The organism is Rhodosalinus sp. 5P4, from assembly GCF_041365695.1.
Classification (GTDB): domain Bacteria; phylum Pseudomonadota; class Alphaproteobacteria; order Rhodobacterales; family Rhodobacteraceae; genus Rhodosalinus.
This window is the reverse complement of sequence record NZ_JBGFSJ010000004.1, coordinates 14,842-27,922: the sequence shown is the minus strand read 5'-3', so window position 1 is coordinate 27,922 and position 13,081 is coordinate 14,842. Positions and strand designations below refer to the sequence as shown.

12 protein-coding genes and 1 riboswitch are annotated in these 13,081 nt (G+C 70.1%); of the genes, 6 read left to right on the top strand and 6 right to left on the bottom strand.

Features of this window, described 5'->3' with window-relative positions; genetic code table 11:
- The first annotated feature begins 122 nt into the window (after nt 1-122).
- Nucleotides 123-794, top strand: coding sequence for an SDR family NAD(P)-dependent oxidoreductase (locus AB6A69_RS08000; protein WP_371060385.1), 672 nt, complete (start codon nt 123-125; stop codon nt 792-794).
- The gene (locus AB6A69_RS07995) at nt 791-2,317 is read left to right on the top strand and encodes a cryptochrome/photolyase family protein (protein WP_371060384.1); all 1,527 of its coding nucleotides are present in this window, start codon (nt 791-793) and stop codon (nt 2,315-2,317) included. Before AB6A69_RS08000 ends, AB6A69_RS07995 begins: the two co-directional genes overlap by 4 nt.
- Nucleotide 2,318: 1 nt before the next feature.
- Here the strand turns inward: AB6A69_RS07995 and AB6A69_RS07990 are convergent, their stop codons facing one another.
- From AB6A69_RS07990 to AB6A69_RS07980, 3 genes are read right to left on the bottom strand one after another with little or no spacing between them, the layout of a single operon-like run.
- Nucleotides 2,319-3,791 (bottom strand): sodium:solute symporter, encoded by a 1,473-nt coding sequence (locus AB6A69_RS07990; RefSeq protein ID WP_371060383.1) that lies wholly within the window; start codon nt 3,789-3,791, stop codon nt 2,319-2,321.
- 1 nt (nt 3,792) lies between these two features.
- A complete protein-coding gene (locus tag AB6A69_RS07985) occupies nt 3,793-3,972 on the bottom strand; it encodes a hypothetical protein (protein ID WP_371060382.1) in 180 nt (59 codons plus the stop codon).
- Between the two features lie 50 nt (nt 3,973-4,022).
- Nucleotides 4,023-5,483 carry a 2-isopropylmalate synthase gene (locus tag AB6A69_RS07980; RefSeq protein WP_371060381.1) on the bottom strand — a complete coding sequence of 487 codons (1,461 nt, stop codon included), beginning with the start codon at nt 5,481-5,483 and terminating at the stop codon, nt 4,023-4,025.
- A gap of 155 nt (nt 5,484-5,638) precedes the next feature.
- Between AB6A69_RS07980 and AB6A69_RS07975 the strand changes: the two genes are divergently transcribed.
- Complete coding sequence (locus AB6A69_RS07975; protein WP_371060380.1) at nt 5,639-7,309, top strand: NAD+ synthase; 1,671 nt, start codon at nt 5,639-5,641, stop codon at nt 7,307-7,309.
- A gap of 13 nt (nt 7,310-7,322) precedes the next feature.
- On the opposite strand, the gene AB6A69_RS07970 is transcribed toward AB6A69_RS07975, so the two are convergent.
- The gene (locus AB6A69_RS07970) at nt 7,323-7,718 is read right to left on the bottom strand and encodes a metallopeptidase family protein (RefSeq protein WP_371054990.1); all 396 of its coding nucleotides are present in this window, start codon (nt 7,716-7,718) and stop codon (nt 7,323-7,325) included.
- A 320-nt stretch (nt 7,719-8,038) separates the two neighbouring features.
- A complete protein-coding gene (locus AB6A69_RS07965; protein WP_371060379.1) occupies nt 8,039-8,968 on the bottom strand; it encodes an MBL fold metallo-hydrolase in 930 nt (309 codons plus the stop codon).
- 158 nt (nt 8,969-9,126) lie between these two features.
- Between AB6A69_RS07965 and gltX the strand changes: the two genes are divergently transcribed.
- On the top strand, nt 9,127-10,452 hold the full coding sequence (gene gltX, locus AB6A69_RS07960) for a glutamate--tRNA ligase (RefSeq protein ID WP_371060378.1): 1,326 nt from the start codon (nt 9,127-9,129) through the stop codon (nt 10,450-10,452).
- Nucleotides 10,453-10,522: 70 nt separating this feature from the next.
- Here the strand turns inward: gltX and AB6A69_RS07955 are convergent, their stop codons facing one another.
- Nucleotides 10,523-11,098 (bottom strand): gamma-glutamylcyclotransferase family protein, encoded by a 576-nt coding sequence (locus AB6A69_RS07955; protein WP_371060377.1) that lies wholly within the window; start codon nt 11,096-11,098, stop codon nt 10,523-10,525.
- Nucleotides 11,099-11,193: 95 nt separating this feature from the next.
- Here AB6A69_RS07955 and AB6A69_RS07950 point away from each other — a divergent pair, with 95 nt between their 5' ends.
- Nucleotides 11,194-11,640: an Rrf2 family transcriptional regulator gene (locus tag AB6A69_RS07950; RefSeq protein ID WP_371054986.1), complete on the top strand. Its 447-nt coding sequence runs from the start codon at nt 11,194-11,196 to the stop codon at nt 11,638-11,640.
- Nucleotides 11,641-11,687: 47 nt separating this feature from the next.
- Nucleotides 11,688-11,776, top strand: a riboswitch (glycine riboswitch).
- A gap of 160 nt (nt 11,777-11,936) precedes the next feature.
- Complete coding sequence (gene gcvT / locus AB6A69_RS07945) at nt 11,937-13,061, top strand: glycine cleavage system aminomethyltransferase GcvT (protein ID WP_371060376.1); 1,125 nt, start codon at nt 11,937-11,939, stop codon at nt 13,059-13,061.
- The last annotated feature ends 20 nt before the right edge of the window (nt 13,062-13,081 follow it).

Below are 13,081 nucleotides of genomic sequence, written 5' to 3'. Positions count from 1 at the left end.
CCCGGCTCGTCATGGGGGCGAACTATACGCCATTTGGCGTTCGGGAAAACCCCTGAAATGCGCCGGCCTCCCCGGGGCGGCGACGCGATTGACAGCGCGGGCGCCTGCGTTACTTCGCGGCCATGATACCTTCGAACGCACTTGTGATCGGCGCCTCGGGCGGGATCGGCGCGGGCGTTGCGGCCGAGCTGGACCGCCGCGGCGCGAACGTCACGAGCCTGTCGCGATCCGCCGACGGGTTCGACGTCACCGACGAGGCCTCGGTCGAGGCGGGATTGTCCCGGCTCGAGGGCCCCTTCGACCTGATCTTCGTGGCGACGGGCGCCCTCGAACTCGACGGGCACGGACCCGAGAAAAGCCTTCGCCACCTCGACCCCCGGGCGATGATCGACCAGTTCTCGCTCAACTGCGTCGGGCCGGCGATCGTGCTGAAGCACGCCGTCGGGCTGATGCCGCGCGAGGGGCGATCGGTCTTCGCCGCGCTTTCGGCGCGGGTGGGTTCCATCGGCGACAACCGCATGGGCGGCTGGTATTCCTACCGCGTGGCCAAGGCGGCGCTGAACCAGATGCTTCACGGCGCAGCGGTGGAGATCGCGCGCACCCGGCCCGAGGCCGTGATCGCCGCGCTGCATCCCGGCACCGTGGAGACGGCGCTCACGGCGAAATACGCCGGCGGCCATCCCACCGTCACCCCCGAGCGCGCCGCCGAGCGGCTGGCCGACGTGGTGGAGCGGTTGCAGCCGCGCCATTCGGGCGGGTTCTACGATTACGCCTTCGAGGAGATCCCGTGGTGAGCCGTCTCGTCCTCGTCCTCGGGGATCAGCTGACCGAAGAGATCGCGGCGCTGCGCGCGGCGGATCCATCGCAGGATATCGTCGTCATGGCCGAGGTGCGCGACGAGACGAGCTACGTGCGCCATCACCCCAAGAAGATCGCCTTCCTCTTCGCGTCCATGCGCAAGTTCGCCGAGCGGCTGCGCGGGGCGGGCTGGCGGGTGCTCTACACGCCCCTCGACGACCCGGAGAACGCCGGCAGCATCTGCGGCGAACTGCTGCGCCGGGCCGATGAGACCGGCGCCACAGAGGTCCTCGCCACCGAGCCCGGCGAATGGCGGCTGATCGAGACGCTGCGCCATTGCCCGGTGCCGGTCGCGCTCTGCGAGGACGACCGCTTCATCGCCTCTCACGCCGAGTTCGAGAGCTGGGCCGAGGGGCGCAAGTCGCTGCGCATGGAGTATTTCTACCGCGAGATGCGCCGCAAGACCGGTCTCTTGATGGAAGGCGACACCCCCGCGGGGGACAAGTGGAACTTCGACCACGAGAATCGCAAGCCCGCCCCGGACGAGATCGCGAACGACGGGCCGCCGCGGTTTGACCCGGACGCGACCGTGGAGGAGGTTCTGGACCTTGTCGAGCGGGAGTTCGCCAGCAATTTCGGCGATGTCCGGCCGTTCTGGTTCGCCACCGATCGCGAGGAGGCGCGTGGCGCGCTCGATCACTTCGTGACCCATGCCCTGCCGTGCTTCGGCGACTACCAGGACGCGATGCTGGACGGGCACCGGTTCCTTTACCATGCCGTGATCTCTCCCTATCTCAATGCCGGTCTGCTGTCCCCGCTCGAGGTCTGCCGGGCGGCGGAGGCGGCGTGGCGTGACGGCCGCGCGCCCATCAACGCGGTGGAAGGGTTCATTCGCCAGATCATCGGCTGGCGCGAATACGTCCGCGGCATCTACTTCCTCGAAGGTCCGGACTACACCGCGCGCAACGCGCTCGGCCACGACCGGCGGTTGCCGGATTTCTACTGGGGGGCGCGGACGCACATGCGCTGCCTCGCGCAAAGCGTGGCCCAGACGCGGGAAGAGGCCTACGCCCACCATATCCAGCGCCTGATGGTCACGGGCAATTTCGCGCTTCTGGCGGGCGTCGATCCGGCCGAGGTGCACGACTGGTACCTTGCCGTCTATGCCGACGCCTACGAATGGGTGGAGGCGCCCAACGTGATCGGCATGAGCCAGTTCGCCGACGGCGGCATCGTCGCCTCGAAGCCCTATGTCTCGTCGGGCGCCTACATCAACCGCATGTCGGACTACTGCAAGTCCTGCGACTACGCGGTCAGCCGCAAGACGGGGGAGGGGGCCTGCCCCTTCAACCTGCTTTACTGGCACTTCCTCGACAGGCATCGCGAGCGCTTCGAGGGCAACCCGCGCATGGCGCAGATGTACCGCACATGGGACCGGATGGACGAGGACCGGCGCAGGACGGTCCTGCGCGAGGCCGGGGCGTTCCTCGACCGCATGGAGGCCGGCGAGACGGTCTGACCTACCAGACGCCGTGGTCGTCGAGGTCGCGGCGCAGCGCGCGCTTGAAATCGAGCGCCCCGGCGCGCGGTTGCGTCACGAGGCTGACACCCACGAAAAGCGCGACCGTGGTCGAGATCACGCCGAGCGCGAGGCGCGGATCGAAGACGCTGACGCTCGCCCCCATGACGAGCCAGATCGCAAGCCCCGCGCCGCCCAGGAAGGAGGCCAGCACCCCTGCCGCCGTGCCGCCGCGCCAGAAGAAGGCGCCGATGGTTGCGGGCACCGTGACCACGAGCCCGGCCGCCGAAAGCGCCGCGAGCTGGTCGATGATCGGCGCGTTCCTGAGCGCGAAGACGGCCGCGAAAAGCACCACCAGCACCACGACCACGCGGCCGATCAGGATCTGCTGCGCATCGCGTCCCTCGCCCTGGCGCATGAGGTCGCGCGCCACCATTGATCCAAGCGTCAGCGCGATGGAATCGAGCGTCGAGACCGCGGCCGAGAGGATGCCGACGATCAGCAGCAGGCTGACCGGCAGCGGCACCACGCCCGAGCCCAGCAGCGCCGGGGTCGCCCCGGCGGGGTTGTCGAGCCCCGGTTCCAGCACCAGCGCCGCGAAGCCCCAGATCACCGCGATCAGCGTGAAGACGAGCCCGAAGCCCAGCACCCAGAAGATCATGCGCCGCAGCGCGCGCATGTCCTCGGTGACGAAGAGGCGCTGGCTGACCTGCGGGTTGGAGAGCGGAAAGAAGAACCACGGGATCGAAAGCGCGAGGAAGGTGCCGAGGCTCCACAACCCCGGCCCCGGCACGTCGAGCCAGGGCCCGTGTTCCGCGGCGACCCGCTCGACGAAGACGCCCACGCCACCGATCGACGCGACGACGAAGCCCACGGCGAGGAGCGCCGAGACGAGCATCACCGCCGCCTGCACCGCGTCGGTCCAGGCGACCGAGCGCAGCCCGGCGACCAGCGTCCAGAAGATCGCGAGCGCCGCGCCCACCGCGATCGCCTGCAAGAGCGTGATCGCGCCCCCCGTCACGCCCGACAGCAGAAGGCCGATACCCGCCATCTGCGTCGTGCAGTAGGGCATCAGGAAAAGCAGGCTCAGCACCGCCGCCAGCCGCGCCACGTTGCGGTCGCCGTAGCGCGCGCCGAGCATCTCGGCCGGCGTGATGAAGCCCCAGCGCCGCGCCGCGAGCCAGAAGCGCGGGCCGAAGACCACGAGAAGCGTGAGCCCCGAGAAATAGATCAGCTCGAAGCCCAGCGCGCCGACCCCGCCGCGATAGGTCAGCCCGGTGAGCACGACCAGCATGAATGCCGAGTAGGTGGTCGCGGCGTAGGACAGGCCCGACACCATGCCGCCGAAATGACGGCCGCCGAGATAGTAGTTGGCGGCTGTTCCGGTGTTTCCGCGCATGGCGGCGAAGGCGATCGCGCCGCCCAGGACGGCGAAGGCGGCGACGGTCAGCCAGATGACGACGGCCGGGATCATCTCAGAGCTTCCAGCGGGCGACACCGGCGGCGATCAGGCCGATGACGGCCGCGCCGAAGACGCACCAGAAAACGAAGATCGCGAGAGAGGGGGCGCCCCCGCTCAGAATGCCGTAGGGGACGACGATCCCCGCCAGTATGACGAGGGCCACCGCCACAAGCCAGATCCCGAAGCCTCGCATGGCATGTCCCTCGCAGGTTCGACGCGGCGACGCGTCGTTTCGCGGGTGCGCTATTGCGTCTCGTCCCCGTCGGTCAGGGCACCATTCACCCAGGTGCCGCTTTCCTCTTCGCCGGAGGCGTAGCGCATCGTTCCCTCGCCCTGGCGGCGTCCGTCGACGAACTGGCCCTCGTAGACGTCGTGGCCCACGATCTCGCCTGCGTCGTTGCGGCGGGGATAGCGCGCGGTGCCCATGCCCTCGATCTCGCCCCGCGACCAGCTGCCCTCGTAGGTGAAGCCGTCGGGCATCTCGATCCGGCCCTCGCCGTGGCGCTGCCCATCCGCGAACTGACCGACGTAGACGGTCCCGTCGGGATAGGTCGCGGTGCCCTGGCCGTGGCGCTGACCGTCCCGCCACTCGCCCTCGTAGCGGTAGCCGTCGGCATAGGTCATGACGCCCTCGCCGTGGTTGCGGGCGTTCTGGAATTCGCCCTCGTAGACCAGCCCGTTGGGATAGGTCGCGCGGCCCGCCCCCTCGATCACGCCGTCCACCCAGTCGCCCTCGTAGGTGGAGCCGTCGGGGTAGGTGATGCGGCCCTCGCCATTGGCGAGCCCCTCGCGGAAGTCGCCCGTGTAGACCGATCCGTCCGGGTAGGTGACCTTGCCCTCGCCCTCGATCCGGCCCGCGACCCAGGAGCCTTCGTAGACGTAGCCGTCGGTGCCGGTGAAGGTGCCCTGGCCGTGGCGCTGGTCGTTCTGGAACGCGCCCTCGTAGACATCGCCGTTGGCGTAGGTCACCTTGCCCATGCCTTCCCGGCGGCCATTCACCAGCTGGCCTTCGTAGATGTCGCCGTTCGGTTGGGTCAGCGTGCCCTCGCCGTTGATCTGGCCGTCTTTCCAGAGCCCTTCGTAGATCAGCCCCTCGGGCGTGGTGAGCGTGCCCACGCCCTCCCGGGAGCCGCGCACGATGGAGCCCTGGTAGACCGAGCCGTCGGGGTAGGTGATCGTGCCCTGGCCTTCCTTGACGCCGTTCACCCAGTCGCCTTCGTAGACGTAGCCGTTGGGGCTCGACATCGTTCCGCGGCCATGGTGCATGGCGTTGCGGAAGCCGCCTTCGTAGCGGGTGCCGTTGGCGTAGACCGCGATGCCCTGTCCGGTGATCTGCCCGTCCACCCAGGTGCCCTCGTAGGTGGACCCGTCGGCGAAGGTGATCTTGCCCACCCCGTCGGGCTTGCCCCGGGCGAAGGTGCCTTCGTAGACCGAGCCGTTGGGAAAGCGCGCCACGCCCTCGCCGCGGATCTCGCCCTCGACCCACTCGCCGGTGTATTCGTAGCCGTTCGGCAGGCGGTAGGTGCCGCGGCCGTGCTGCAAGCCGTCCTTGAAGGTGCCCTCGTAGACGCCGCCGTCCTCGTACTGCTTCGTGCGGACGTCGCCGTCCTGCGCCTGGAGCGCCGGGGCCCACGCCGCGGTCAGAAGCGCCGCGGCAAACGCCCCGGCGAGCGGCGCGCGTCTGCTGCCTGACTTGCCTGCCATAAGAAGTGTCCGCCCTGTCGTTCCGGATTTCGACCGGTCAGGGGAAAGGGTAAAGGAGCCTCCCGGGGGTGACAACGCCTTTTGCCGCAACCCGCTTCCCCTCGCCCCGGCATCTGCTAAGTGAGGGCCGACACGTCAATTCCGGGGACAGACCCATGGCCGACAGGTTCCGCCTGACGCTCGCGCAGTTCAACCCCACGCTCGGCGACCTCGACGGAAACGCCGCGCGGGCGCGCGAGGCGTGGAAGACCGGCAAGGCCGCGGGCGCCGACATGGTGGCGCTGCCCGAGATGTTCATTCCGGGCTACAACCCCCAGGACCTCGTCCTGCGCCCGGCGTTCCAGGCCGCGGCGATCGAGACCGTGCAGCGCCTCGCGCGGGAGTGCGCCGAGGGGCCCGCGCTCGGCGTGGGCGGGCTCTGGCTGGAGGGTGCGGAACTGCACAACGCCTGGTTCGTGCTGAAGGAAGGCCGGATCGCGGCGGTCGCGCTCAAGCACCATCTGCCGAACTACCTCGTCTTCGACGAGATGCGCACGTTCCGCCCCGGCCCGATTTCCGGACCCTACGCGGTGGGGCCGGTGCGGCTCGGCAGCCCCGTCTGCGAGGACGCGTGGTACCCGGACGTGGCCGAGACGCTGGCCGAGACGGGCGCGGAGCTCCTGCTGGTGCCGAACGGCTCGCCCTACTACCGCGACAAGCGCGACGTGCGGCTCAATCACATGGTGGCGCGGGTGGTGGAGACGGGGCTGCCGCTCGTCTACCTCAACCTCGTGGGCGGGCAGGACGACCAGGTCTTCGACGGCGGCAGCTTCGTCCTCAATCCCGGCGGCCGCCTCGCGGTGCAGATGCCGGTGATGGAGGAGGCGATCGCGCAGGTGGATTTCCGCCGCGGCGACAACGGCTGGCAGGCGGAAGAGGGCGGACGCACCCACATTCCCGACGCGATGGAGCAGGACTATCACGCCTGCGTGCTGGCGCTGCGCGATTACCTGGCGAAAAGCGGCTTCTCGAAGGTTCTGCTCGGCCTCTCGGGCGGCGTGGACAGCGCCATCGTCGCGGTGATCGCGGCCGACGCGGTGGGCGCGGAGAACGTCCGCTGCGTGATGCTGCCCTCCGAATACACCTCGGCGCTGTCGCTGGAGGACGCGGCCGCCGTGGCGCGGAATCTCGGCGCGCGGCTCGACGAGGTGCCGATCTCGGGGCCGCGGGCCGCGGTGACCGAGGCGCTCGCGCCCCTGTTCGAGGGTCTCGCGCCGGACGTGACCGAGGAGAACGTGCAGTCGCGGCTGCGCGGTCTGCTGCTGATGGCGCTGTCGAACAAGTTCGGGGAGATGCTGCTGACCACCGGAAACAAGTCCGAGGTCGCGGTCGGCTACGCCACGATCTACGGGGACATGGCGGGCGGCTACAATCCCATCAAGGATCTCTACAAGACGCGGGTCTTCGATCTGTGCCGCTGGCGGAACGCCCACCATCGCCCGTGGATGAAGGGGCCGGGCGGCACCGTCATCCCCGAGCGCGTGATCGCCAAGCCCCCCTCGGCCGAGCTTGCCGAGGATCAGAAGGACAGCGATTCGCTGCCGCCCTACGAGCGGCTCGACGAGCTTCTCGAAATCCTGGTGGACCGGGACGGCTCCATCGAGGACTGCGTGGCGGCGGGCCACGACCGCGCAGAGGCCGCGCGGGTCGAACACCTCGTCTATCTTTCGGAATACAAACGCTTCCAGTCCGCGCCGGGCGCGCGGCTTTCGAACCGCGCCTTCTGGCTCGACCGCCGCTACCCGATCGTCAACCGCTGGCGCGACGCTGCGCGCCGCGAGGACTGACCGGGGCGGACGATCATTCCCACCAGCGGTCGATCGTCGCGATGTCGGCGTCGGACCAGCCGAAATGGTGGGCCAGCTCGTGCACCAGGACATGCGCCACGAGCGCGCCGAGGGTGACATCGCCGCGGTCCGCCCACTCGTCGAGGATCGGGCGGCGGAAGAGCCAGACGGTATCGGGGCCGTGCGGTTGGTCGCCCACCGATTTCTCGGTCATCGGGATGCCGTCGTAGAGCCCGGTAAGTTCGAACGGGTCCTCGATCGCCATCTCGGAAAGCATCCAGTCCGGCGCGAACTCATCGACCCGCAGGGCCACCTGCCGCGCGGCCGGGCGGAACGCCTCGGGCAGCGCGTCGAGGGCGGCGCGTGCGAGGCGTTCGATGTCCTCGGCGGAGGGGGCGACGTGATCCATGACCGGGACAATCGCCCGGCGCCTTGCCCGGCGCAAGCGCGCCCGGTGTCCCGGCTTGCGTAAATTGCGACAGCCGGGTCGCGGTGGAACGGGCGCGCTGCGGCGGGGCGCGCAGGGCTGCGGCCTGCAGCGCCGGGGCGGGCGGGCATTTCGACTGGCATGCCGACACCGGAAACGGGCCGGCCGCGGGGGTCCGCCGCGATCCCTGCCTGCGTGCTGCACCGGGCGACGCCCATGACACGCGGGCGCCGGGTATCGTTTACACCGGCGGCGCCCGGCCCGGCCTATTGGCGCGGCCGTGCGCCCACGGGATACGCGGTTCAGAGCAGCAGCTGGTAGGAGTGCGGAACGTAGGCGAAGCCCTCGCCCCGCGTCTCGACATAGCCGAGGCCCGGCCAGGGCATGTGATACCCGATGAAGGGAATCCTGTCCGTGGCCAGCATGTCGAGGATGCGCCGCCGCGTGGCGGCGGCCGCCTCCTTGTCGCGATCGAAAAGCACCTCCCAGTCGGGATGGGCGAGCGACCAGACGTAGTGGTTGGCGAAATCCGCCGCGATCAGCAGCTGCTGGCCTGCGCTTTCCAGCATGAAGGTCATGTGTCCGGGCGTGTGACCGAAGGCCGCCATGGCGGTGACGCCGGACGCGACCGCCGCGCCGTCGTCGAGAAACGCGATCCGTCCGGCCTCGGCGAGGGGGCGCACCTTGGCCTCGAACCCCTCGTCGCCCGACATGTCCCATGCGTCGAACTCGACCGCGCCGGCGAGGTAGCGCGCGTTCGGGAAGGTCTCGACGCCGCCCTCCATCAACCCGCCGATATGGTCGCCGTGCATGTGGGTCAGGACCACCGTATCCACCTGCTCGGGCGCGTAGCCCGCGGCCGCCAATGCGGCCACGGTGCCGGCAGGCGCGAGGCCGGTGTCGAACAGGATGAGCTCGCGGCCCGTGTTGACCACCGTGGGCGTGAAGAAGAACTGCGCCGCGTCGGTGGGGATGTTCGCGGCCCGGGAGACCTCGGCGAAGCGGTCGGCCGACACGTTCATGCCGAAGATGCCCTGCGGTTCGGGCACCGCGCGCGTGCCGGCGAGGATCGTCGTCACCTCGAACTCGCCCAGCCTGACGCGGTTGAAGGCGGGCAGGTCTTCGCCCAACATCGGGGCCGAGGCGCGCGCCGGGCCGGCCGAGGCGGTGGCGAGGGGAAGCGCCGCGGCGCCCGCGAGGGCTTGGCGGCGGGTGAGGGTGCGGTCGGTCATCGTCGGGTCCTCCGGTTTGGCGCTGGTGAACCTAGAGGATATTCGGCCCCGCACGCTGTGCAAGTTCGCGCAGGCCTTGTGGAGAGCCGCGCGGAGCCCCGCAAGCTGGACAAGTTTCCGGCCCTGTGACACAGGACACGCCCGACAGGAGAGCCGTCATGACCACAACCCGTTTCGCCCCGTCGCCCACGGGCTACCTGCATGTGGGCAACCTTCGCACGGCGCTGATGAACCACCTGATCGCCCGCAAGGCCGGGGGCACCTTCATCCTGCGCATCGACGACACCGATCCCGAACGGTCGAAGGAAGAGTATGTCGAGGCGATCAAGGAGGATCTTTCCTGGCTCGGGCTGGACTGGGATCGGCTCGAACGGCAATCGGCGCGTCTCGACCGCTACGAGGCCGCCGCCGAGCGGCTGCGCGGGATGGGCCGCCTCTACGAGTGCTTCGAGACGCCCACGGAGCTCGACCTCAAGCGCAAGAAGCAACTCAACATGGGCCGCCCGCCGGTCTACGACCGCGCGGCGCTCGCGCTCTCCGAAGAGGAGAAGGCCAGGCTGCGGGCCGAGCGCGGCACCGGGCACTGGCGCTTCAAGCTCCTGCACGAGCGGATCGAGTGGGAGGACGGCATCCTGGGCCCGCTTTCCATCGACGCGGCCAGCGTCTCGGACCCGGTTCTGATCCGGGGCGATGGGCAGGTCCTCTACACGCTCGCCTCGGTGGTGGACGACACCGAGATGGGCGTCACGGACGTGGTGCGCGGCTCCGACCATGTCACCAACACCGCGACCCAGATCCAGATCATGGAGGCCCTGGGCGGGCAGGTGCCCCGTTTCGCGCATCACTCGCTGCTCACCGGCCCGCAGGGCGAGGCGCTGTCCAAGCGGCTGGGCACGCTCGCGCTGCGCGACCTGCGCGCGGCGGGGGTGGAGCCCGCAGCGCTTCTGAGCCTGCTCGCGCGGCTCGGTTCCGCCGATGCGGTGGAACTGCGCGGCGATCTCGACGCCATCGCGGCCGGCTTCGACATCTCGCGCTTCGGCGCCGCGCCGACGAAGTTCGATGTCGAGGATCTTTACCCGCTCACCGCACGATACCTGCACGGGCTGCCATTCGAGACCGTGCGCGAGGAGATCACGGCGCTCGGTGTGCCGGACGACCTGGCCGAGCAGTTCTGGGCGGTCGCGCGCGAGAACATTTCCACCCGCAAGGAACTGGCCGACTGGTGGGCGCTGTGCCGCGACGGCGCGGAGCCCGAAATCGCGCCCGAGGACGCGGAGTTCGTCGCCGAGGCCATGGAGCTTCTGCCGCCGCCGCCCTACACCGCCGAAAGCTGGGGCGCGTGGACGGCTGCGGTGAAGGAGAAGACGGGGCGCAAGGGCAAGGCACTTTTCATGCCGCTGCGCAAGGCGCTGACCGGGCGGGCGCGCGGCCCCGAGATGGCCGACCTGATGCCGCTTCTGCAGACGGTCCGGGGCAAGCGCTGATCGCGCGCCCGGGCCCCTTCATGCGCCGCCCGGGGGCACCTCCTGGCGCGGCGCTCCGCCCTCTCGGGAGTCAGGTCGTCGCGGGCAGTATCCGCGCCGAAAGGCCGCGCAGCATGGCATCCACGAAGGCGCGTTCGTCGGCTCCCAGCCCCTGGTGGCGCGGGTAGCGCGGCGCGGCGCGGTCGTCGAGGATCGGCGCCTCCCATCCCGCGGTCGTCTCGAAAAACCGCTCTGCCCCGGCCTGCCCGAATTCGCGCAGATATCCCTGGACCACGACATCGACGTAGCTGAGCAGGATCGGATGCGCCGCGCTGGGCGCGGCGTGGCCGCCATCGGGCAGGCGGTAAAGCGCAACCTCCGGCCTGTGCGGTGCCTCGTGCCGGATGCCGGTCGTCACGCGTTCGCGGCGGTAGGCGGCCTCGCGGGCGTCGAGGGCCGCCCAGTCGCCGCCCGGGACGGCCGCGATCAGCCCCTCGATTTCCACGCCGGGAGCGGGCTCCACCGACAGGAAGGCGACCGGGCGCAGCCGCGCGTGCCGCCAGACCCGCCGCCATCCTTGCACCCGCGCCCGGTGCGCTGACGGGTAGGCGTGGGTCGCCCGGTTGACGAGGCTTCCGTAGCCGAAAAAATGCGGCGCATCCTGCATGGCCGCAAAGATTGATGTACGATTGATGCATGTCAAACCCCGCGCCGCGGCTTTGTGGCACGGTCTGCTAAACATCTTGTCCGGGGAGCGACCGCTTGCGCGTCACGAAACGCACCAACATCGCCGTTCGCGTGCTCATGTACTGCGCCACCCATGACGGCCGGCTGGTCACAAAGCACGAGATCGCCACGCGCTGCAACGCGTCCGAGAATCACCTCGCGCAGGTGATCAACCAGCTTGCGCAGCTTGGCTATCTGCGCACCCAGCGCGGCCGGAACGGCGGCGTGGCGCTCGCGCGGCCGGCCGGCGAGATTTGCATCGGATCGGTCTTTCGCGCGCTCGAGGCGCCCGTGCCGATCGCCGAGTGTTTCGCCGACGCCGACAACACCTGCCCGCTCGTGGCGGGCTGCCGGCTTCGCATCGCGCTCAACGATGCGGTGGAGACATTCTTCGCGCATCTGGACGACATCACGCTCGAGGCGCTTGTCTGCAACAATCCCGCGCTCGAGGCGTTGCTCGCGCCCGCGGGGTGCCGCGGCTGACGCGCGACGGCGGGCTTGCCCGGCGTGAGGGGCTTCGCTATCTTGCCCTCGACGGATCGGGAGAACCGGCTCTTCGCCGGTGCCGAAGGAGCAACCGCCCCGGAAACTCTCAGGCCGAAAGGACCGATCCGGCAACGACACTCTGGAGAGAGATGCGCAGGCCGCATCCGCCGAAGGGATAGCGATCTCAGGCGAAAGGACAGAGGGGGCATCGCGGCGCAGGCGCTGGTCCTGCGCGATCGGGATGCCGGGCGCGTGTCGCAACCGACCACCTGGCGTAATAGGAGAGGCGGGCCATGTCCGAGGCTCAGCGCCTGACGCTTGATTCGCTGCACCGGGAACTCGGTGCGCGGATGGTGGATTTCGCAGGCTTCTCGATGCCGTTGCAGTATGCCGGCATCATGGCCGAGCACGCGCAGGCGCGCGAGCGCGCCGCGCTCTTCGATGTAAGCCACATGGGCCAGGTGCTCGTGCGCGCGGCGGATGTCGACGCGGCGGCGCGCGCGCTCGAGGGCCTCGTGCCGCAGGACGTTCTGGGCCTGCGCGACGGGCGCCAGCGCTACGGGTTCTTCACCAACGATGCGGGCGGGATCGAGGACGACCTGATGATCGCCCGGCGCGGCGATGTGCTTTTCCTGGTGGTGAACGCGTCCCGCCGGACCGAGGACGAGGCGATCCTGCGGGCCGGGCTGGAACCCGCGGGCGTCAACGTGACGGTGCTTTCGGACCGGGCGCTCCTCGCCCTTCAGGGCCCGCGCGCGCAGACGGCGCTGGCCACGCTCGATCCGCGCGCCGGCGAAATGCGCTTCATGGAAACGGCCACGCTCGATCTGGCCGGCGCCGAGGCGTGGGTCTCGCGCTCGGGCTACACCGGCGAGGACGGCTACGAGATCTCGGTGCCCGCGGGCGCCGCGGAACCGCTCGCCCGGGCGCTGCTCGATCACCCCGATGTCGCGCCGGCGGGGCTCGGTGCGCGCGATTCGCTCCGCCTCGAAGCGGGGCTTTGCCTTTACGGCCAGGACATCGACGCCGCGACGACGCCTGTGGAGGCGGGGCTCGGCTGGGCGATCCAGCCCGCCCGCCGCGAGGGCGGCGCGCGGGCGGGTGGTTTCCCGGGCGCGGCGCGCATCCTTGGGGAACTGCGGGACGGCGCGGCGCGGGCGCGGGTCGGGCTGCGCCCCGAAGGCCGCGCGCCCATGCGCGCGGGCGTCGCGCTCTACGAGGAAGAGGCCGGCGGCGAGGCCGTCGGCGCCGTGACGTCCGGCGGCTTCGGCCCCACGGTGGGCGCGCCGGTCGCCATGGGCTACGTGCCCGACCGGCTGGCGCGGCAGGGCCAGCCTCTCTGGGGAGAGGTGCGCGGACGCCGCATGCCCGTGGCCGTGAGCGACCTGCCTTTCGTGAAACCCGGATACAAGCGCTGAGACAAGCGAGGAGAACGACG

What these genes read in the sequence shown, in the direction of transcription:
- AB6A69_RS07965 (WP_371060379.1), bottom strand. Translation starts at nt 8,968, where the DNA reads ATGACCGACCGCACCCTCACCCGCCGCCAAGCCCTCGCGGGCGCCGCG.
- AB6A69_RS07975 (WP_371060380.1), top strand. Translation starts at nt 5,639, where the DNA reads ATGGCCGACAGGTTCCGCCTGACGCTCGCGCAGTTCAACCCCACGCTC.
- AB6A69_RS07990 (WP_371060383.1), bottom strand. Translation starts at nt 3,791, where the DNA reads ATGATCCCGGCCGTCGTCATCTGGCTGACCGTCGCCGCCTTCGCCGTC.
- AB6A69_RS07980 (WP_371060381.1), bottom strand. Translation starts at nt 5,483, where the DNA reads ATGGCAGGCAAGTCAGGCAGCAGACGCGCGCCGCTCGCCGGGGCGTTT.
- AB6A69_RS07955 (WP_371060377.1), bottom strand. Translation starts at nt 11,098, where the DNA reads ATGCAGGATGCGCCGCATTTTTTCGGCTACGGAAGCCTCGTCAACCGG.
- AB6A69_RS07985 (WP_371060382.1), bottom strand. Translation starts at nt 3,972, where the DNA reads ATGCGAGGCTTCGGGATCTGGCTTGTGGCGGTGGCCCTCGTCATACTG.
- gcvT (WP_371060376.1), top strand. Translation starts at nt 11,937, where the DNA reads ATGTCCGAGGCTCAGCGCCTGACGCTTGATTCGCTGCACCGGGAACTC.
- AB6A69_RS07970 (WP_371054990.1), bottom strand. Translation starts at nt 7,718, where the DNA reads ATGGATCACGTCGCCCCCTCCGCCGAGGACATCGAACGCCTCGCACGC.
- gltX (WP_371060378.1), top strand. Translation starts at nt 9,127, where the DNA reads ATGACCACAACCCGTTTCGCCCCGTCGCCCACGGGCTACCTGCATGTG.
- AB6A69_RS08000 (WP_371060385.1), top strand. Translation starts at nt 123, where the DNA reads ATGATACCTTCGAACGCACTTGTGATCGGCGCCTCGGGCGGGATCGGC.